At 59.7% G+C, this 19,048-nt stretch carries 17 protein-coding genes; 12 read left to right on the plus strand and 5 right to left on the minus strand.

All coding sequences use genetic code 11. The features are described from left to right. Positions 1-134 precede the first annotated feature (134 nt). Complete coding sequence (locus NN662_RS11070) at positions 135-2,477, plus strand: NACHT domain-containing protein (protein ID WP_261930315.1); 2,343 nt, start codon at positions 135-137, stop codon at positions 2,475-2,477. Positions 2,478-4,337: 1,860 nt separating this feature from the next. Beyond that, positions 4,338-4,901 (plus strand): DUF922 domain-containing protein, encoded by a 564-nt coding sequence (locus NN662_RS11075; RefSeq protein WP_261931943.1) that lies wholly within the window; start codon positions 4,338-4,340, stop codon positions 4,899-4,901. Between the two features lie 556 nt (positions 4,902-5,457). Here NN662_RS11075 and NN662_RS11080 read toward each other — a convergent pair. After that, a complete protein-coding gene (locus NN662_RS11080; RefSeq protein ID WP_261931944.1) occupies positions 5,458-6,030 on the minus strand; it encodes a DnaJ domain-containing protein in 573 nt (190 codons plus the stop codon). A 330-nt stretch (positions 6,031-6,360) separates the two neighbouring features. On the opposite strand from NN662_RS11080, the gene NN662_RS11085 reads away from it, so the two are divergent. Beyond that, entirely contained in the window at positions 6,361-6,669 is a 309-nt protein-coding gene (locus tag NN662_RS11085) for a DUF1883 domain-containing protein (RefSeq protein WP_261930316.1), read from the plus strand. Positions 6,670-6,696: 27 nt separating this feature from the next. On the opposite strand, the gene NN662_RS11090 is transcribed toward NN662_RS11085, so the two are convergent. Together NN662_RS11090 and NN662_RS11095 are read right to left on the minus strand one after the other, a co-directional pair. Beyond that, positions 6,697-8,010, minus strand: a complete 1,314-nt coding sequence (locus NN662_RS11090; RefSeq protein WP_261930317.1) for a replication-associated recombination protein A — start codon at positions 8,008-8,010, stop codon at positions 6,697-6,699. Next, complete coding sequence (locus NN662_RS11095) at positions 8,007-9,401, minus strand: DegQ family serine endoprotease (protein WP_261930318.1); 1,395 nt, start codon at positions 9,399-9,401, stop codon at positions 8,007-8,009. The genes NN662_RS11090 and NN662_RS11095 overlap by 4 nt, the downstream gene beginning before the upstream one ends. A 255-nt stretch (positions 9,402-9,656) precedes the next feature. Here NN662_RS11095 and NN662_RS11100 point away from each other — a divergent pair, with 255 nt between their 5' ends. After that, positions 9,657-9,983, plus strand: coding sequence for a lysozyme inhibitor LprI family protein (locus tag NN662_RS11100; RefSeq protein ID WP_261931945.1), 327 nt, complete (start codon positions 9,657-9,659; stop codon positions 9,981-9,983). Between the two features lie 197 nt (positions 9,984-10,180). Continuing rightward, entirely contained in the window at positions 10,181-11,029 is an 849-nt protein-coding gene (locus tag NN662_RS11105; protein WP_261930319.1) for a glycosyltransferase family 8 protein, read from the plus strand. A gap of 249 nt (positions 11,030-11,278) precedes the next feature. On the opposite strand, the gene ilvD is transcribed toward NN662_RS11105, so the two are convergent. After that, on the minus strand, positions 11,279-13,114 hold the full coding sequence (ilvD, locus tag NN662_RS11110) for a dihydroxy-acid dehydratase (protein ID WP_261930320.1): 1,836 nt from the start codon (positions 13,112-13,114) through the stop codon (positions 11,279-11,281). A 271-nt stretch (positions 13,115-13,385) separates the two neighbouring features. On the opposite strand from ilvD, the gene NN662_RS11115 reads away from it, so the two are divergent. From NN662_RS11115 to NN662_RS11130, 4 genes are all read left to right on the plus strand, one after another. After that, entirely contained in the window at positions 13,386-13,790 is a 405-nt protein-coding gene (locus tag NN662_RS11115) for an OsmC family protein (RefSeq protein WP_261930321.1), read from the plus strand. A gap of 153 nt (positions 13,791-13,943) precedes the next feature. Further along, on the plus strand, positions 13,944-14,888 hold the full coding sequence (gene msrP, locus NN662_RS11120) for a protein-methionine-sulfoxide reductase catalytic subunit MsrP (RefSeq protein WP_261930322.1): 945 nt from the start codon (positions 13,944-13,946) through the stop codon (positions 14,886-14,888). A gap of 2 nt (positions 14,889-14,890) precedes the next feature. Further along, on the plus strand, positions 14,891-15,601 hold the full coding sequence (msrQ, locus tag NN662_RS11125; RefSeq protein ID WP_261930323.1) for a protein-methionine-sulfoxide reductase heme-binding subunit MsrQ: 711 nt from the start codon (positions 14,891-14,893) through the stop codon (positions 15,599-15,601). A gap of 125 nt (positions 15,602-15,726) precedes the next feature. Beyond that, positions 15,727-15,861, plus strand: a complete 135-nt coding sequence (locus NN662_RS11130; protein ID WP_261930324.1) for a hypothetical protein — start codon at positions 15,727-15,729, stop codon at positions 15,859-15,861. A gap of 61 nt (positions 15,862-15,922) precedes the next feature. On the opposite strand, the gene NN662_RS11135 is transcribed toward NN662_RS11130, so the two are convergent. Further along, the gene (locus tag NN662_RS11135) at positions 15,923-16,522 is read right to left on the minus strand and encodes a DoxX family protein (protein WP_261930325.1); all 600 of its coding nucleotides are present in this window, start codon (positions 16,520-16,522) and stop codon (positions 15,923-15,925) included. Positions 16,523-16,750: 228 nt separating this feature from the next. Here NN662_RS11135 and NN662_RS11140 point away from each other — a divergent pair, with 228 nt between their 5' ends. The 3 genes from NN662_RS11140 to NN662_RS11150 all read left to right on the plus strand — a co-directional run bounded on the left by NN662_RS11140 (position 16,751) and on the right by NN662_RS11150 (position 18,990). Next, positions 16,751-17,167: a YciI family protein gene (locus NN662_RS11140; protein ID WP_261930326.1), complete on the plus strand. Its 417-nt coding sequence runs from the start codon at positions 16,751-16,753 to the stop codon at positions 17,165-17,167. Between the two features lie 46 nt (positions 17,168-17,213). After that, complete coding sequence (locus NN662_RS11145) at positions 17,214-17,636, plus strand: VOC family protein (protein ID WP_261930327.1); 423 nt, start codon at positions 17,214-17,216, stop codon at positions 17,634-17,636. A gap of 64 nt (positions 17,637-17,700) precedes the next feature. Next, positions 17,701-18,990 carry an RNA polymerase sigma factor gene (locus tag NN662_RS11150; protein WP_261930328.1) on the plus strand — a complete coding sequence of 430 codons (1,290 nt, stop codon included), beginning with the start codon at positions 17,701-17,703 and terminating at the stop codon, positions 18,988-18,990. The last annotated feature ends 58 nt before the right edge of the window (positions 18,991-19,048 follow it).

Genomic DNA, 19,048 nt, shown 5'->3' on the forward strand with positions numbered 1-19,048 from the left:
CACTCCACCCTAACCCTTCATCAATGTTAACGCACACCCTGAACTAACTGTCAGCGCCCGAACAATCCTATTGACAACGCAGGACGGCAATGATTGCCTCGGTTCAACCTTAAATTTCCACGCAGGAAATATTCATGGCTCTATATGATGAAAAAACCTTCGAAGCGGCCGCGCTGAAGATAACAGATCAGGTATTTTCTCCTTATACTAGCCATAGACATAACTACAAAATTGATTCCGATATTGAATTCGATGCTTATTACGAAGGGGAGTTCATCATACATTGTGTAGAAATAACAGTTTCACAAAAAGCATCAAAATTGGATCATGATCTCAAGAAATTAGATTGGCTACACAATTATTACTCTAAGCAAACCTCTGGGAAAAAGAGTATAAGATGCTGGACAATTACAAGAGACTCACTGACGCATGAACAGTTTTCGCTAATAAAACAGTATAGATCGCACATAACCCACATTACATACAAAGAACTTGTTTCCAAGTTAATTGACACCCATTTATTTCTTGAGAGGAGACAACAACATAGATTTGGCAGCTTTGACCCCCTCAAGAAAAAAGACAAAACTGATGTATTTGTTAATGCTCCATTCAAAATATTGAAAAATACAGGAAAATTTGCAGACGCAGACAAAGTATACAATTGGATAAAGCAGGGACATAAAAAACACTTTATTGTTACTGGTGACTTTGGATCAGGGAAAAGCACCTTTCTGAAGTTGTTATATGATAAAATTGTACAAAGTCATATACGTAATGAGGAACTCAGATTTCCAATATATCTGAATCTGCGCGATTTTGCAGAATTGGAACACCCGGATGAAGCACTGAGACGACACGCTAGGCGCATAGGCCTATCTGAATTTGGCGAAAAACTAATCGGGGCTTGGAAGGCTGACTATACTTCACTAATTATCGACGGATTTGACGAAGTTTCTCCAAGAAATACAGCTAGGGAAGTCAAGCGCCAACGCGACCTGAAGCAGCAGGCTCTGCAGATCGTAAAGCGCTTTGTAGAAAACACTCCAACCGACACGCCTATACTCATTTCCGGCCGAACAGGCTTTTTCCAGAGCCTACAGGAAATGGAAGATGCAATCGGCGTCAGCAGTAAATGGGAACAGTTGGAATCGACTGAATTTGATGAAAACCAGATTCAAAACTTACAGGGCCAGATGGGCACCAACATAACCATACCGCAATGGATACCAAGGACACCGCTGTTAATTGGCTATTTCATAGAGTGGCTTCAAGAGAACCCCGAAATAGTTTCCGATTACTCCGATTCCAGCAATGGATGGCTACATCTGTTAAATAGATTCTGCGAGCGTGAGGTAAAGCAGATTGATACACTACCCATGATTAAAGAAGACCTGTTCGATCTGTATGGCGAATTGGCCATCACCGCCAGGAAGAGGAATGATGGAACGGGGCCAATCGACCTTAATGATATAGTGAACGCATACAGACACCTCTTTAAGGATGAACCCACAGGAAGCGCTCTGGGACAACTAATGCGCATGCCAGGACTTGTTCCGACAGATGCAGTCAATTTATCGCACAATAATTCTACATTAAACGATTTGTACAACGTCACTGACTTAAACAAAATACAGCAAAAGAGATTCATCAATAGGGAGTTAGTTGACATAGCGAGCGGTCGCTACCTTGGAAAATTTATACAAACATCAAATCGCGATATCATAAAAAATTACGTTGGTGTAAAATCTACTATAAGCGAGTCAGGCCTCGGGACGATAACAAAGATATCCCATGAAGCAAATCACATTCCATATTTTATATCTGAGATAAATTCACAAAATACTGAAAACTATGCTCAGATCGATCTTATATCATGTCTTATATACAATAACTTTCCGTACACAAACAAAAGCCTTACCATTGATGATCTTCACATTGATTATCTTAATTTTTCAGAAGACTCATATAATTATTCTAAATTTCGATTTGCCAACTGTTATATTGAGACATTTGAAATGTCTATTAATACATCAGTCGCAAATCGGCCCAACTTTGAAAATTGTATATTCGGAAATCTTTATATAGATTGCGAAGAATCCAAATTCGATGAGAAAATACTTAATGGACTTGGCTTCTTCAACTGTAGCGTTGAATATTTTCATTTTCAGAGATTCAACACAAACTCATACCTCCTATCCGATCTATCGGAAGAAGCATCACTTTTGGCGTCCATTTTTCAAAAAACTTATCGACAATCTATGACGGGTCGGCTTGAGAAGGCTATTCTTTCTGGAATAAAAAACCACCAAACGATGACAGTTCATGAATTACTAGAGAAACTACAACATAATCATTTTTTGACCCGAGAGCGGGTTGACAACGAGAATAGATGGCGCCCACTTAAAGACAAGTTGGATGTTGTGAATGAATTTTTAAGTTCACCATCTGATAAAAAGTACCAAGAGATCGTTGGATAAACGGTACTATACAATTACGTTAATAATTTAATTATTTTCTTTTACTGAATTATATAGTCATTATCTTTTTTATAACGATGCTTATCTGCCTTCGTATGGTGTCGCGCCCAGGTCTCTATTCAATGAAATCGACTTCAACAATTTCTAGACTCGGGTGTTCGTTCGGAAACCTCTTCCGCGAAGGGAGAGGCGAACAGCCGCCGCCATCCCCGGCCCTTCGCATGGCTCCGGGCGTTCGCTGCTTGAAACGATCCACTGGATCGTTTCATCGGCAAAGCCGACCGCAGCTCACCCCCCAAAATCCCCCTCCCCAAAACCCGTGCCATACTCATCCCGTTCCGTGTGGATAGGCCGGGGGAGCGAACCTGGCGAGCGGAACCGGCGCTGACGGGTGCGGGCGATCGCAGGCCCCTATCCGTCGGGGTTCGCGAACGGTCCACCTCGGCCCGTGCGGTTCCCGCGATGCGGGGGCCATACAGGACGCAAGCCGTTGCGTGCTGGCGGGTGGGCAGACCGGTCGGGCGTGAAGACGCCCCGCCGGCGCGCCCTCAAACGATGTGCCTTCGAGGCACGCAAGGCCCTGCCGCAAGGCAGTGCCGCAGAGGGATCCGCGGGCATAAACCGCCGAACGAGGCGCCCGGAAGGGCCATGATACCAAACAAAAGATGAGGCACCCCGGGCGCTTCGTCCTTCATACCCTTCATGCCACGGCCGGAAACGGCGCGTGAAGGGGAAGGTGTGTCCGGAGTGAAGAAAGGTGATGAGGATGAGGATGCGAACGATGACCGTGACGGCCACAGGCCACAACACCCGTCATCCCGGACCTGATCCGGGATCCAGCAGCGCGATGTCCATCGCGCGAAAGACTCCCTTCCAAGGTTGGCGTCCGCCGCCCCTTCCCTCACCGCGCCGACGCGCGGTGGCTGGATGCCGGATCAGGTCCGGCATGACGGAAAAGAAGAGTGCGGCGACGGTGGCAAAGAAGAGGACCACGGCAATGACACCGGTAACGGCAGGCTCCGAGGCCGCACCCACCACCCTCATCCTCGGCCTTGTGCCGGGGATCCAGCAGCGCGATGTCCATCGCGCGGGAGACTCACTTTTGCGCGTCACCAGAGAGCCTTCCAGACGGTCTTCTCACCGCGCAGACGCGCGGTGGCTGGATCCCCGGGACAAGCCCGAGGATGAGGGCAGAATGAGGACGCGACGGCGCCGACCCCACCTCTCCTCCTGCGGGAGAGGACGAAAAATCAGCGTCTTAGCCGACAGGCTAAGTGCTAGATTTTTCAGGTGAGGGGGTGAGATGCGGTCGGCTTTGTCGATGAAACGATGCTGCGAATGATATCGAAGGATGAACGCCCGGAGATCAAGCGGAGGGTCGGGGACGTCGACCTGACCCCACCCCCTCTCTTGGAATTTCTAACACTTCGCTGCGCTAAGACGTTGAAATTCCATTCTCCCCCGCCAAGGGGGAGATGAGCCCCAACCCCAAACCCCGAAAGGAACCCCCATGCGCATCACGGCATCCGAAACCATCCTGACCGAACTCCGGCGGCTGGCCGAGATCTGGGGCGATCCCCTCGCCTGTCCGACGCGGCGCTGTCGGCGGGCGCGGCGGTGCGAGGGGGCGCTGACGGCGGCGGGCTATCCGCGCTGTGCCGGCGAGGACGAGGCCTGCGGGTACGGGGCCGGCGCCCGATGGACTTGGCCGGCGGAGCGCTCTAGTGTCGCGCCGACCGACACCGACGGAGCCCGCCCGTGATCCACCGCCCCGCCGCAACACCCGACACCGGTTCAGGTTCGGGCAGCGCCAGCCGCCCGAAACCCATCCGGCGTCCCGCCCTGCCGGCCGCGCTCGCCCTGCTGTCGGCGCTCCTGCCCGCCGCGGCTGCCGCCGGCGGCAGCGTCAGCGAGCGGGTCGAGACCTATGCCGTTTCCGGTGCCACCGGCGCGGCGCTCTACGAATCGATCGGCCTTCACGGCCCGAAGGCCGGCGGCGGGCGGGCGATCGCCCATACCGGCTTCAAGCTCACCTGGCGTCGCGACTACCAGAACCGCGGCAGCGCCTGCGTTCTCGCCTCCGCCGTGCCGAAGCTTGTCATCACCTATACGCTGCCGAAGGCCAAGGGCCGGCTGTCGCCCGAGGTCGCGGCCAGCTGGAAGACCTTCATCGACGGCGTGGCCACGCATGAGCGCGTGCATGGCCAGCATATCCGCGAGCTGGTGGAGAAGATCGAGGCGGCCAGCATCGGGCTGTCTGCGGAAAACGACCCGAAATGCGCGAAGGTCCGCGCCACATTGCAGGCCCGGCTGAAAGTGCTCTCCGACGAGCGCGTCGCCCGCGAGCAGGATTTCGACCGCGCCGAACTCTCCCCCGGCGGCACCGTCCACCAGCTAATCCTCACCCTCGTCAACGGCCCGTGAGGCACCGGCCAATCTCCCCCCGTGTGGGGGAACGCATCAATCTCCCCCTTGTGGGGGAGATGTCCCGACAGGGACAGAGGGGGGTAAGGCTGAGAATATGGAAGGATGGCGGAAGCATCGCCCCCCCCCTCTGTCGGTTTCGCCGACATCTCCCCCACAAGGGGGGAGATCGGGCAGAACGCCGACGCGGCAACCCCTTCTCCCCCTGGGGAGAGGGTGGCCCGAAGGGCCGGATGAGGGGTTCTCAGGCAGCGTTGCAGCCAACCACCAATCTCCCCCCGTGTGGGGGAGATGTCCCGAAAGGGACAAAGGGGGGCAAGGCGGAGAATACGAAGGATGGCGGAAGCTTCGGCGAACTCCCCCCTCTGTCGGCTTCGCCGACATCTCCCCCACAAGGGGGGAGATCGGGCGACGCCAGCGCGGCAACCCCTTCTCCCCTTGGGGAGAAGGTGGCCCGAAGGGCCGGATGAGGGGTTCTCAGGCGGCGCAAGGGGGAACCCCTCATCGCCTCACTGCGTTCGGCACTTCTCCCCGAGGGGAGAAGGGGAAAAACGTCCTACTCCGCCGCCTTGGCGGGCTGGGCTTCCAGCGCTTCGAGCTCGTAGGAATAGCCCTCGAGCAGCGAATAGGCCTTCTCGATCGCCTCGATCTGGTTCTCGGTATTCTTGATCGCCTCGGCGATCGCCTGCGAGCGGGCGCGCAGCATGGAGCCGAGCACGTCGGTTTCCGGCCTGCGGCCGAGGCGGTCGACATGCTGGCGGATGCGGGTGCGGTGGCGCTCCAGCTCGAGAATGTGGAAGCGGTTCTTGAGAATGTCGTCGGACAGTTTGCGGCGCATGGCGGCCAGCGGATCGAAGGAGCCGGGATCGCGCTCGTCGAGGATGACGTCGTTGATCAGCGTCTCCAGCATCATGACGCCCTTCAGGTCCTTCGGGTCGGCCAGCTGCGGGTCGTAGCCGGTGTCGTCATAGACCTTGCGGCGCACCGGGTCCTTCAGCAGGTCGTAGGCCGCCTGCAGGCGCTCGAACTCGCCGGGATCGCCGCCCTGGTCCGGGTGCGCGGTCTTGGCCTTGCTGCGGTAGGCCGCCTTGACGGCCGGCTCCTGCGCATCACGGTCAATGCCAAGCATCTGATAGGGATCGATCAATCTGCCACCTGCCTTCCGGGCTCCGTCCGTTACCTTCACCTACTCCGGCGGGCCGCCTGCCGCAAGCCCGCCGGGTCGTCCGCCGGGCCGCGAAGCGCCGGCAATCGCCGCCATCATCGGCCAAGACCGGCGGCGAAATTGTGGTCACGGCAATCAAATCAGCAAATTACCGCGTATTTTCCCCGCCGACAAATTTCGTGGGATAATTCCCGGCACAGACAATGGCGGCGACGGTCGGTCATCCAACCAACGCTTCCTTAACCGGCGCGGGCTAAGCTCAGCTCCGCAAGGCATTTCAGGGAGACCGAGGGCATGGTTGCCTTCCGCTTTACGCATTACGATCTCGGCCGCATGAAGGCCGGGCAATTGATCGAGGTGACGCTGTCGGCGGTCGCCAATGTCCGGCTGATGACGCCGGAGAATTTCGAGCTGTTCAAGCAGACGCGGCCGTTCAAGTTCAAGGGCGGCATTGCCCGCAAGTCGCCGCTCAGGCTCGCCGTGCCGGAAGACGGCCACTGGCATGTCGTCGTCGACATGGAGGGCCACAAGGGCTTTGCCAATTCCGCCGTCAAGCTGGTGGCGCCGCCGGCCGCGCCGCCGCGCATGAGCAAGGCGTCGTAAACATCAACATAACCGGCGATTGCCGGTCTACTTGCCGGAGCGCTCGCGCCTGAGCTTCGACCACCAGTCCAGCCTCTTGCGGATCTCGCGCTCGAAACCGCGCTCCGGCGGATCATAGAAGGTCTGGCGTCCCATCTTCTCCGGGAAATAGTCCTGGCCCGAAAAAGCGTCCGGCTCGTCATGGTCGTAGCGGTAGCCGTCGCCGTAGCCCTCGCCCTTCATCAGCTTGGTCGGGGCGTTCAATATGTGCTTGGGCGGCAGCAGCGAGCCGTTCTCCTTGGCCGCCCGCATCGCCGCCTTGAAGGCCGTGTAGACGCCGTTCGACTTCGGCGCCGTCGCCAGATAGACGCAGGCCTGGGCAAAGGCGAGCTCCCCCTCCGGCGACCCGAGATAATCGTAGGCGTCCTTGGCGGCATTGGCGATCACGAGGGCCTGCGGGTCGGCAAGGCCGATATCCTCGACCGCCATGCGCACCAGCCGTCGTCCGAGATAGAGCGGATCCTCGCCGGCGTCGAACATGCGGGCGAGATAATAGAGCGCCGCATCGGGGTCGGAACCGCGCACCGACTTGTGCAGCGCCGAGATGAGGTTGTAGTGGCCGTCCTGGCCCTTGTCGTAGACCGGGGCGCGGCGCTGGACGATGCGCGTCAGGCCTTCGGTGTCGAACACCTCGCCCTCGCGCGCCGCCCGCCAGACTTCCTCGGCCAACGTCAGCACCGCCCGGCCGTCGCCGTCGGCCATGCGCACCAGACTGGCGCGGGCGTCCTCGTCGAGCGGCAGCGCCCTGCCCTCCGTCGCCTCCGCCCGGCTCAGGAGCTCGCCGAGGCTTTCCTCGTCGTGCGGCTTGAAGGTCAGCACCCGGGCGCGCGACAGAAGAGCGGCGTTGAGTTCAAAGGACGGGTTCTCCGTCGTCGCGCCGACGAGGATCACCGTGCCGTCTTCCATGACCGGCAGAAAACTGTCCTGCTGGGCTCGGTTGAAGCGGTGGATCTCGTCGACGAAGAGCAGCGTCTGGCGGCCGTTCATGCGCCGTGTGCGCGCCGCCTCGAAAACCTTCTTGAGGTCCGCGACGCCGGAGAAGATCGCCGAGATCTGCTCAAAGGCCAGCCCCGCCTCGCCGGAGAGCAGGCGGGCGACCGTGGTCTTGCCGGTCCCGGGCGGCCCCCAGAAGATCATCGAGCCGAGCGATCCGGACGCGATCATGCGTCTCAACACCCCGTCGTCACCGGTCAGATGCGACTGGCCGGTGACATCGCCCAGCGTCTGCGGCCGCAACCGGTCGGCCAAAGGCCGCCGGTTCGCCACATCCTCGGGGATCTGCGGGGCGAAGAGGTCGCTCATCGGAAGGATTGCCTCATCTCCTGACCGCCGCGGTTGATATCAAAGGACCAGAAGCCCGGGTCGTCGGCCAGCATGGCGGCCAGCGTCTTGGTGCTGTCGACCTTCTGGCCGTTCATCGCGACGATGATGTCACCCGGCTTGAAGCCGGCGCGCACAGCCATGGCGTTGTCGGTGAAGTCGGAAATGACGACGCCGGTCTGGTCGGCGGGAAGATGCAATTCGGTCGCAACCCGCGGCGACAGGTTCTCGACGATCGCACCGGCCAGCGGATTGTTGCCGTCGAGCGTGCGGGTGTCACGCGGCACCGTTTCCGGTGCGACGCTGAGCTTCAGGTTCATGTCGCGCTTCTTGCCGTTGTCGATCACCGTCAGGTCAACCGTCTGGCCGAGCCCCGCCGTCGTCAGCCGGTAGCCGAGCGCATCGGGATGCTCGACCTCTTCGCCATTGACCGCGACCACGACTTCGCCGGTCTTGAGACCCGCCTTGTCGGAGGGACCGTCCTTGATGACCTTGGTCACCAGAGCACCGCGCGGCACCGGCAGGCCCAGCGCTTCGGCGACGTCGGAGGTCACCGGCTCGAAAGAGGCGCCGATATAGGGGCGCTCGAAGGTCTTGGCGCCGCTTTCGGCCGCCTTGACGAAGACGCGGACGAGATTGGACGGGATGGCGAAGCCGATGCCGTTGGAGCCGCCGCCGCGCGTGAAGATCGCCGAATTGATGCCGATCAGTTCGCCGTTCATGTTCATCAGCGCGCCGCCGGAATTGCCCGGATTGATCGAGGCGTCGGTCTGGATGAAGAAGGAGAAGTCGGAGGATTGCAGCTTGTTGCGGGCAAGCGCCGAGACGATGCCGCTGGTCACCGTCTGCCCGACGCCGAACGGATTGCCGATTGCCAGGACCAGATCGCCGACCTCGGCATTGTCGGAATTGCCGATCGGCATCGGCGTGAACGTGTCCTTCGACTGGATCTTCAGGACGGCGAGATCCACGCCGGCATCCTTCAGTACCACCTTGCACGGATATTCGCGACCGTCGGCAAGCGCGATCTTGATGTCGTCGGCGCCGTCAACGACGTGATTGTTGGTGACGACGAAGCCGTCGGCCGCGACAATGACGCCGGAGCCGAGCGACGACTGCTTTTCGGTGCGGTTCGGCGATCGCTGGCCGAAGAACTGCTGGAAGAACGGATCGTCGAACAGCGCCGAGCGCCGTTGGACAAGCCGTTCGGCATAAACATTGACCACAGAGTCCTTCGACTGCTTGACGAGCGGCGCGAAGGAGAGCTGCATTTCCTCGCGGGTGGCGGGAACGGTCTTGGCATCCTGCGCATAGGCAAGCGGCGATGACAGCACGAGACAGGCGATAAGGGCGAATGAGGCTTTCTTGATCATCTTGTTTTCCGAATCCCAGTTCTGGCTACACTTTATCTAGGGTTCCGGCAATCGGAACGGTAGACCGGCGAGACGACGCGACAGCGGACGCATGTCGCGTGAAGACGGCTCGAACGACATAGGGATGTCGCAACCCTCTTCCCGAGGGTCAACTTAATTCCATGTTAGATTCGACAGATGATTGCCAACGGAAGGATCGCCATTATGAAGATTTCCATCGCCTTGCCCCGCTTCGCACGCCACGCCCTGTTGCCCATGCTGCTGTTTGCAGCGCCGGCACCCCTCGCCCATGCCGCAAGCTTCGACTGCGATGCCAAGGGGCTCGCCGCCGACGAGCAGGTGATCTGCGACAACCGGGACCTGAACGATCTCGACGTCAAGATGGTGACGGAATTCCATTTCTTCGAAGGCCTGATGGCCATGGGCGGCAGAGGCGCGCTCCGGGACGAGCAGACGGCATGGCTCGCCACCCGCCAGGCCTGCAATGCCGACAAGGACTGCATAAAGGCCGCCTATGAGGCGCGACTGAAGCAGTTCGACGACCTCTACAACAAGCTCGAGCGGCCGGCCGTTTGGCAATAGGCCCCGAGGCACTCAATCCGCGACGAAACGAAAGGTCATGCTGTCCTTGTAAAATTAAAATACAACATGATATCGCTATATTTAGACAATGCGTGTATTCCGTCTTCCATCAAAGCCAGATGACAGTTTTACGGCCCACAATACTGATGCCGGCTTATCAAGACGAAACTTAAATAAAGCGACGCACCGAGAGACGCATGAACATACTGCTGACTGTCGACAAAAACATGCTGGGGCCGATTTCTGCATGTATCAGATCTATTTCGCTGAGCAAAACGGCGGCTGAAATCACTGTATTCATTATACACAGCCCGATTGAAAAAGCAGAATTGGATAGATTGATAGACTTTTGCGGCAGGCTTATCGGCAAGGTTCATTTTCTGGAAATCGATGCGACGCATTTTGTGCATCTGCGTCAGAGGATGCGGGAGGGACACGTATCCGACGCCGCGCTTTATCGTTGCGCCATGGGATCTTTGCTTCCAGACACCGTGGAGAAGATCCTATACATCGACTGCGATACCCTGGTCCTTAAACCCCTGGATCGATTGTACAATACCGACCTTGATGGAAAAATCGCAGCGGCACACAGAACGCCCCTGGATCACTTGAGCGACATGGGGGTGGACGCCAACGAATACTTCAACAGCGGCGTCATGCTGATAGACCTGGCTCTCTGGCGCAAGAGCAGGGTTGAAGCCGAAACATTCGATGTTCTGGCGGCACACGGTCCCCGGCTGAAAATGTGGGACCAATGCGCCCTCAACATCGTCCTTGCCGGTAAAACGGCGCCGTTGGACAGCGAATACAATCACTTGGTCAACAGGCCGCCGGTCGGCGGACACTACGTTGTGCCGACCATCCTGCATTACGCAGGCCATAGAAAGCCTTGGCTGAACGGCGGCACCATCTGGGACGGGTTATATCTCGAGGCCACCCAGAAGACGCCATGGCCTCTGGTCTATTCACGCAGAAAAGCTAAAAAGGAAAACCCGTTCAGGCGATTGAAACAGTCGCTGAGAAAGCGGTTCTCGAGCCAGATTTGACCGGTCTGCAAACCGTGGAACCGTTTTGCGCCTCCCCCTCGGGTGGCACAGCCTGAAAAGATTGCTGCATCAATAAGCCAGTCGACCCTGTTCGCAGCCACTTACAGTTTCACACCCTGACGATATGCCCCAGCGGTCGAAGCCCGAAACTCCCGATCTCCGATCTCCGTTCGTACCAACAAAGAGGTGTGCGTCATGGCTGACGCTGCACCTCTTGTGTCGGCGCGAACGCTTCGTTCGGCGGCGGTCTTATTCCGGCAGGATGCGCACTGCACCGCGGTCGGCGGACGAGGCGAAGGCGGCGTAGGCCTTGAGGGCCGTGGTGACATTGCGCTTGCGGGGATGGGCGGGTTTCCAGCCGGCCTTGTCCTGTTCGGCGCGACGCGCCTCAAGTTCCGAAGCCGAAACCTTGAGATTGATCGTCCGGTTCGGGATGTCGATCTCGATGATGTCGCCATCCTTCACGAGACCGATGGCGCCGCCCTGGGCCGCTTCCGGCGAAGCGTGACCGATGGAGAGGCCGGAGGTGCCGCCGGAGAAGCGACCGTCGGTGATCAGCGCGCAGGCCTTGCCGAGACCCTTCGACTTCAGGTAGCTCGTCGGATAGAGCATTTCCTGCATGCCGGGGCCGCCCTTCGGGCCTTCGTAGCGGATGACGACGACGTCGCCGGCAACCACTTCATTGTTGAGAATCGCCTTCACGGCGGCGTCCTGGCTTTCATAGACCTTGGCCGGGCCGGTGAACTTCAGAATCGATTCATCGACGCCGGCCGTCTTCACGATGCAGCCGTCGAGCGCGATGTTGCCCTGAAGAACGGCAAGGCCGCCGTCCTTCGAGAAGGGATGCTTGACCGAGCGGATGACGCCCTTTTCGTCGTCGGTGTCGAGATCGTCCCAACGCGCTTCCTGGCTGAAGGCGACCTGGGTCGGAATACCGCCCGGCGCGGCGCGGAAGAAGTTGCGGACCGTTTCGGAATTGGTACGGGTGATGTCCCAGCGATCGATCGCGTCACCGAGGGTCGCGGCATGCACCGTCGGGCAATCGCGGTTGATCAGGTTGCCGCGGTCGAGCTCTCCGAGAATGCGCATGATGCCGCCGGCGCGGTGAACGTCTTCCATGTGCACGTCGCTCTTGGCCGGTGCGACCTTGGACAGGCACGGCACCTTGCGCGACAGGCGGTCGATGTCTTCCATGGTGAAGTCGACATCGCCTTCATAGGCAGCCGCCAGGATGTGCAGCACGGTGTTGGTCGAGCCGCCCATGGCGATGTCGAGCGACATGGCGTTCTCGAAGGCTGCCTTCGAGGCGATGGTGCGCGGCAGCACGGTTTCGTCGTCCTGCTCGTAGTAACGGCGGGCGAGATCGACGATCAGATGGCCGGCCTCGACGAACAGACGCTTGCGGTCGCCATGGGTGGCGAGCGTCGAGCCGTTGCCGGGCAGCGACAGGCCGAGCGCTTCCGTCAGGCAGTTCATCGAGTTGGCGGTGAACATGCCTGAGCAGGAGCCGCAGGTCGGACAGGCCGAACGCTCGATGGCCTGAACCTCTTCGTCGCTCACCTTGTCGTCCGCGGCAGCGACCATGGCGTCGATCAGGTCGAGCGATTGCGTCTTGCCGTTCATGACGACCTTGCCGGCCTCCATCGGGCCGCCGGAGACGAAGACGGCCGGGATGTTGAGGCGCATGGCGGCGTTCAGCATGCCGGGGGTGATCTTGTCGCAGTTGGAGATGCAGACCATGGCATCGGCGCAGTGGGCGTTGACCATGTACTCGACCGAGTCGGCGATGACCTCGCGCGACGGCAGCGAATACAGCATGCCGTCATGGCCCATGGCGATGCCGTCGTCGACGGCGATCGTGTTGAACTCCTTGGCGACACCGCCGGCCGCCTCGATTTCGCGGGCGACGAGCTGGCCGAGATCCTTCAGATGCACATGGCCCGGCACGAACTGGGTGAACGAATTGACGACCGCAATGATGGGCTTGCCGAAGTCGCCGTCCTTCATGCCTGTCGCGCGCCACAGGCCGCGGGCGCCGGCCATGTTGCGGCCGTGAGTGGTTGTGCGTGAACGATAAGCGGGCATCTGCAGTTTCCTCACATCTGACGTGATTTTTTTATCAGGCGGTTCCAGGCGACGAAAATCTCGATGGAAATGCGCCAAACGGCCTGATCTTTGGGACTTCCTAACGCAAAAGCGACCGGGTGTCACTATCAGGACAGGCCGTTTCGGTACGCCTGGTTCCACCCGGCAGCGCTTGCCGTTTGTCAATTCCGGCGATGATGGCAAGCCACTGGATTTTTCCGCTTCGGCGTGATGGAATCCCTCTCGATCCAGACTTTCGAGAGGCGCTGCGATGGCATCCGTGACGGTGGAACTGCGCTCCATAGACGAGACCGAAGCGGCGCTCGGCTGGGCGGGAGCACATACGGTCGTCGTCGACAGGCCCGAAGGCCGGGCCGGTGGAATGGGCCTCGGCTTCAACGGCGCGCAGCTTCTCGGGCTCGCGGCGGGCGGCTGCTTCTGCAACGACCTGCGCTACGCCTCGCATGAGCTCGGCATTCCTTTGAAATCCGTTCGCGTGAGCGTGTCCGTCGCACTTGGCGGCGAGCCGCTGCTGGCAACCGCGATCGACATCGATGCGACGGCGGAAACGGAAAGCGGCGAGGACGCCCTGCCCGTCATCCGCCGGGCGCGCGAGATCTGCACCGTGGCGAACTCGCTGAACCGCGGCGTGCCGACCCGTTTCACAGATTCCTGAAGGCGGGCGCCGCGATCAAACGCACTACACGAAAACGTGCCCGACACCCCCCTTTCATGTGAAGACGACATTTGGTCTTCTCTTTTCGAAACTGTTCCGGGTTCCATTTCGTATAGAATGACAGGACCCCAACGACCGAAACGGAAGAACGCCATGACCTATCATCCGCCCCGTATCCCCTCTTCCGAGATTACCGCGCGGAAATTCTACCTCACCCGCCGCGAGATCATCAAAGGCGCCGCGGCCGCTGGTATCGCCATCACCGGTGCCTCCTCCGCCTTCGCCAAGCCGCTCGACGCCAAGAAGACAGACTATACCGTCGACGACGCGCTGACGCCGAAGAAGGACGTGTTGACCTACAACAACTTCTACGAATTCGGGACCGGCAAGGGCGACCCGGCCCAGAACTCCGGCGACTTCAAGCCCCTGCCCTGGTCGATCAAGATCGACGGCATGGTGCAGAAACCGCTGACGATCAGCTATGAAGACATCATGGCGAAGATGCCGATCGAGGAGCGCATCTACCGCATGCGCTGCGTCGAGGCTTGGTCGATGGTCATTCCGTGGGACGGTTTCCAGCTTTCGGAACTCCTGAAGATGGCCGAACCGCTGGGCAGCGCCAAATATGTCGCCTTCGAGGGTGTCGTGCGGCCCGAGGAAATGCCGGGCCAGTCGGGCTGGGCGCAGCCCCTGCCCTGGCCTTATCTCGAAGGCCTGCGCCTCGACGAAGCCATGCATCCGCTGACGATCCTCGCCGTCGGCGTCTACGGCGAAACCCTGCCGAACCAGAACGGTGCACCGATCCGTCTTGTCGTGCCGTGGAAATACGGGCTGAAGGGCATCAAGTCGATCACCAGGATCACGCTGACCGACAAGCAGCCGGAAACGAGCTGGAACAACGCCGCGTCTAACGAGTACGGCTTCTATGCCAACGTCAACCCGGAGGTCGACCATCCGCGCTGGAGCCAGGCGACCGAGCGGGTCATCGGCGAAGGCTCGTTCCTGTCGCCGGTCACCAAGAAGACGCTGATGTTCAATGGCTATGGCGACGAGGTCGCAAGCCTCTACGCCGGCATGGACCTGAAAGCGAACTTCTGACCATGATCGTTCTCGCCCCCCGCAACCGGACGCTGCGCTCGGCCGTCATATGGCTTCTCTATGCGGTCAGCTTCGTGCCGGCGGCCTGGTATTTCTATCAGGCCGCGACCGGCGCGCTGGGTGCCGATCCGATCAAGACCTACGAACACCTGCTCGGCATCTGGGCGCTGCGCTTCCTGATCGCCACGCTGCTCGTCACGCCACTGATCGATCTGGCCGATCTCAACCTGATGCATTACCGGCGCGCCTTCGGCCTGATGGCCTTCTGGTATGTGGTCATGCATTTCCTCGTCTACGTGATCCTCGACAAGAACCTCAATCTCGGGGTCGTGCTGCAGGACATCACGCGACGCTGGTTCATCATCATCGGCATGTCGGCCTTCGTCATGCTGATCCCGCTGGCGCTGACCTCGAACCAGTTCTCTATCCGCAGGCTGGGATCGAAATGGGCAACGCTGCACAAGCTCGTCTATGTGATCGCCGCCGCCGGCGTCCTCCACTTCGCCATGTCGCGCAAGTCGATCACGCTGGAACCGGCGACCTACATCGCCATCATCGCCCTGCTGCTCGCCTACCGCCTCGTAGGTCCCAGGATTCGGACGTGGAAGAACGAGCGCCGCAAGGCGGCGCGGCTGGCCGATCGCGAACGGCAGAAGGCGCACGAGCTTTCGGCGCGCTCCGGCAGCATGGAGCACGCGCGCGGCGGGATCTGAGATAGCGCCAAAGCCTTGCCTTGGCTGCATGGCTGGCATGGCGAATGAGCGCGGCCCGGCCATTGTGCGGCGCACAATCAAGGATTACCTTGTCTTCAACGAAGCACATTCGAGAGGACAAGATCATGAGACACGATAGAAATCCCGCCGACGGCAGCTTCTTCACCCGCTTCCGCAAAGGCTGCGTCGATTACTACCGCACCTACCAGGAAGTGAAGCAGGAAGCCGACCGCATCACGCGCAAGCACGGTCTGCGATAAGCCGATCACTGACACACAAAAAAGCCGGGGCATGCCCCGGCTTTTTGTTATCTTCTTATGCTCAGAACCGCTTCTTGAAGAACAGCCGGTCGAGTGAGAGGTAGCCGCCGCCGAAGGCTGCGAACAGGAAGGCGCCGCCGGTCCAGAACAGCGAGGCGAGTTCGGCCTTTTCCTGGACCTGGTGGACGAATGTCGTGCCGCCATCGGCAAGGCGGGCAACGCCATTGGCGGTAAAGAAGTCGCTGCCGGCCTTCAATGCGTCGATGCCGGCCTGGGTCAGGAACGCATCGCCATAGGGATGCGACCAGTGAAACCAGAGCGTGATGGCGAGCATGACCGCATTGGCGAGCGCGATCGGCCGGGTGAAGAGGCCGATGGCGATCAGGAAACCGCCGAAGAACTGCATGGCGGCCAGAAGCGGCGACCAGAACCATCCCGGATAGAAATGCAGGTTTTCGACGAAGCCGACCTGCGCCATGGGTGCCATGATCTTGGGCCATCCCTCGATCATCAGCATGCCGCCGACAGCGAGGCGGAAGATGCTCCATGCCATGGGCTGGGCGACGCGATCGTAAAATCCGCCGAGAAAGGGCAGGACTAGGTGGTCGCGATCGGTATCGAAGACATTTTCGTGATGCTGAAATGCTGCCTGATCGGTCATTTTGGAAATCCTTGCGTCAAAATCTCAATGGACACAGGATAAGCGACAACGCCGATCCGCAATTGACGTACATCAAGAACTTCGGGCCATGGCCCTTTTTTTGATCGCAGAATTCTGCTGCCTGATATTTTTTGATTTTTTTTCGAAGGTCGTGTCGAATCCGGCTGCTCTCGTTCGACGTCTGGATATGCGCGACTAATGCGACACTCAAAAAGAGGAGAATGAACGATGCGTGTGATGGTCATGGTGAAGGCAACGGAAGACAGCGAACAGGGCATCCTGCCCTCCAGCGACCTTCTGGAGGCAATGGGGAAATTCAACGAGGAACTGGTCAATGCCGGCATCATGCTGTCGGGCGACGGGCTGAAGCCTTCCTCTCATGGCAAGCGGATCGCCTTTGACGGCGCAAGCCGGCGGGTCATCGACGGACCTTTCGCGGAAACGCGGGAACTGGTCGCCGGCTTCTGGATCTGGGAGGTCAAGGACATGGCCGAAGCCGTGGAATGGGCGAAGCGCTGCCCGAACCCGATGCCGGGTCCGAGCGAACTCGAAATCAGGCCATTCTACGAGATGGCGGATTTCGCCGAGATCATCACGGACGAAGCCGCCGAAATCCACGAGAGGACGCGTCAGAAGCTCTCCTGACAGTTCCGCGAACCACCCTGGCACCCTTGCCCGAAGGACAGATACAATGACGAAAATGATCTTCGTGAACCTGCCGGTTCGCGACCTGAACGCCGCGGAAGCCTTCTACACGGCCCTTGGCGGCAACAAGAACCCGCGGTTTTCCGATGACCGGTCGCGCTGCATGATGCTGTCGGACGCAATCGGCGTGATGCTGATGACCCACGATCGCTACGGCGATTTCACCACCCGGACGATTGGCGATGCGCGCGAGAAGAGTTACGCGCTGCTTGCGCTCAGCGTCGACAGCCGGAATGGCGTTGGCGAGACGCTTGCGAAGGTGACAGCGGCCGGAGGCAGGGCGGACCCGACCCCGCCGCAGGACCACGGCTTCATGCTGAGCCGCAGCGCGGAAGACCCGGACGGCAATATCTGGGAAATCATGTGGATGGATCCGGCCGTTGCGGCAGGAGACGGCCCTGTCGGCTGAGGCGGGATCGGACCAACCAAACCAGCCGTTGACGGAATGCGGAAGCCCACCATAATCCGCGCCCATGGAGGCTTGCGAATCCCACAAGGCGGTCGAGACCGTCTTCCGCATAGAGCGGGCCCGGCTGATTGCCGGGCTTGCCCGCATGGTCCGCGATGTCGGCCTTGCGGAAGAACTGGCGCAGGACGCGCTGGTGACCGCGCTGTCCGAATGGCCGCGGACGAAGATTCCCGACAATCCCGGTGCATGGCTGATGGCTGCGGCGAAACGCCGGGCGATCGATGCGCTTCGCCGGCGACAGATGCTGGAGCGCAAGCATGCGGAAATCGCCAGAGAGATGGCAAGCGAGACGGATGGCGCGCACGACAATTCGATCGAGGAGATCGAAGCCGCCATGGACGACGATATCGGCGACGAACGGCTGAGCCTGATCTTTACCGCCTGCCACCCTGCGCTTTCGACGGATGCACGGGTGGCGCTGACGCTGAAGCTGATCGGCGGATTGACGATCGGTGAGATCGCCCGGGCCTTCCTTTCAAGCGAGACCACGATCGCCCAGCGGATCGTTCGCGCGAAAAAGACGCTCGGCTCCGGAGAGATTGCCTATGAGGTGCCACGCGGAAGCGAGCGCATGCCCCGCCTCGCCTCGGTTCTCGAGGTCCTCTACCTGATCTTCAATGAGGGATATGCGGCGAGCACCGGCGAGGACCTGATCCGACCGCAGCTTTGCACCGAGGCGCGCAGGCTCGGCCGTATCCTTGCCGCCCTGATGCCGGAGGAGCCCGAGGTGCATGGGCTGCTGGCCTTGATGGAGATACAGGCCTCTCGGCTCGACACCCGTACGACGCCAGACGGCATGCCCATCCCGATCACCGAACAGAACCGCGCGCGATGGGACCGGCTGCTGATCCAGCGGGGGCTGGCAGCGCTCGACAATGCCATCCGGCTTGGCGGTGCGAACCTGCCCTACACGTTGCAGGCAGCGCTCGCCGCCTGCCATGCGCGCGCGCCCAATGCCGAGGCCACCGACTGGCGGCAGATCGCCACGCTTTACGACAGGCTGCGCGATGTGATGCCCTCGCCCGTTGTCGACCTCAACCGCGCCGTCGCCTACAGCATGGCCGCTGGCCCGGATGTCGGGCTCGAACTGCTAGCGGCCCTGGAGGCGGAGCCCGCGCTTGCCGGCTTCATGCCGCTTCATGCGGCGAAGGGAGACTTTCTTTTCCGCGCCGGCCGCCTGAGGGAAGCGGCGGCAGAATTTGCACGGGCGGCGGACCTGAGCCGGAATGAACAGGAGAAGGCATTCCTGCTGCAGCGACTACATCAAACCAATTCCGTGTCTGGCAATTCGTGATCGCCACCGAAGGCATGCCAGGCCGTCTTCGAGCGAACCTGACCGTTAGGGGGCCCAC

The sequence above is a fragment of the Rhizobium sp. NRK18 genome (genome assembly GCF_024385575.1).
Classification (GTDB): Bacteria; Pseudomonadota; Alphaproteobacteria; order Rhizobiales; family Rhizobiaceae; genus JANFMV01.

Excerpts from the sequence above, each read along its gene's own strand:
- msrQ (WP_261930323.1), top strand. The coding sequence starts at position 14,891 with ATGATCGTTCTCGCCCCCCGCAACCGGACGCTGCGCTCGGCCGTCATA.
- NN662_RS11140 (WP_261930326.1), top strand. The coding sequence starts at position 16,751 with ATGCGTGTGATGGTCATGGTGAAGGCAACGGAAGACAGCGAACAGGGC.
- msrP (WP_261930322.1), top strand. The coding sequence starts at position 13,944 with ATGACCTATCATCCGCCCCGTATCCCCTCTTCCGAGATTACCGCGCGG.
- NN662_RS11115 (WP_261930321.1), top strand. The coding sequence starts at position 13,386 with ATGGCATCCGTGACGGTGGAACTGCGCTCCATAGACGAGACCGAAGCG.
- NN662_RS11145 (WP_261930327.1), top strand. The coding sequence starts at position 17,214 with ATGACGAAAATGATCTTCGTGAACCTGCCGGTTCGCGACCTGAACGCC.
- NN662_RS11090 (WP_261930317.1), bottom strand. The coding sequence starts at position 8,010 with ATGAGCGACCTCTTCGCCCCGCAGATCCCCGAGGATGTGGCGAACCGG.
- NN662_RS11150 (WP_261930328.1), top strand. The coding sequence starts at position 17,701 with ATGGAGGCTTGCGAATCCCACAAGGCGGTCGAGACCGTCTTCCGCATA.
- NN662_RS11135 (WP_261930325.1), bottom strand. The coding sequence starts at position 16,522 with ATGACCGATCAGGCAGCATTTCAGCATCACGAAAATGTCTTCGATACC.
- NN662_RS11100 (WP_261931945.1), top strand. The coding sequence starts at position 9,657 with ATGCTGCTGTTTGCAGCGCCGGCACCCCTCGCCCATGCCGCAAGCTTC.
- NN662_RS11095 (WP_261930318.1), bottom strand. The coding sequence starts at position 9,401 with ATGATCAAGAAAGCCTCATTCGCCCTTATCGCCTGTCTCGTGCTGTCA.
- ilvD (WP_261930320.1), bottom strand. The coding sequence starts at position 13,114 with ATGCCCGCTTATCGTTCACGCACAACCACTCACGGCCGCAACATGGCC.
- NN662_RS11070 (WP_261930315.1), top strand. The coding sequence starts at position 135 with ATGGCTCTATATGATGAAAAAACCTTCGAAGCGGCCGCGCTGAAGATA.
- NN662_RS11105 (WP_261930319.1), top strand. The coding sequence starts at position 10,181 with ATGAACATACTGCTGACTGTCGACAAAAACATGCTGGGGCCGATTTCT.
- NN662_RS11085 (WP_261930316.1), top strand. The coding sequence starts at position 6,361 with ATGGTTGCCTTCCGCTTTACGCATTACGATCTCGGCCGCATGAAGGCC.
- NN662_RS11080 (WP_261931944.1), bottom strand. The coding sequence starts at position 6,030 with ATGCTTGGCATTGACCGTGATGCGCAGGAGCCGGCCGTCAAGGCGGCC.
- NN662_RS11130 (WP_261930324.1), top strand. The coding sequence starts at position 15,727 with ATGAGACACGATAGAAATCCCGCCGACGGCAGCTTCTTCACCCGCTTC.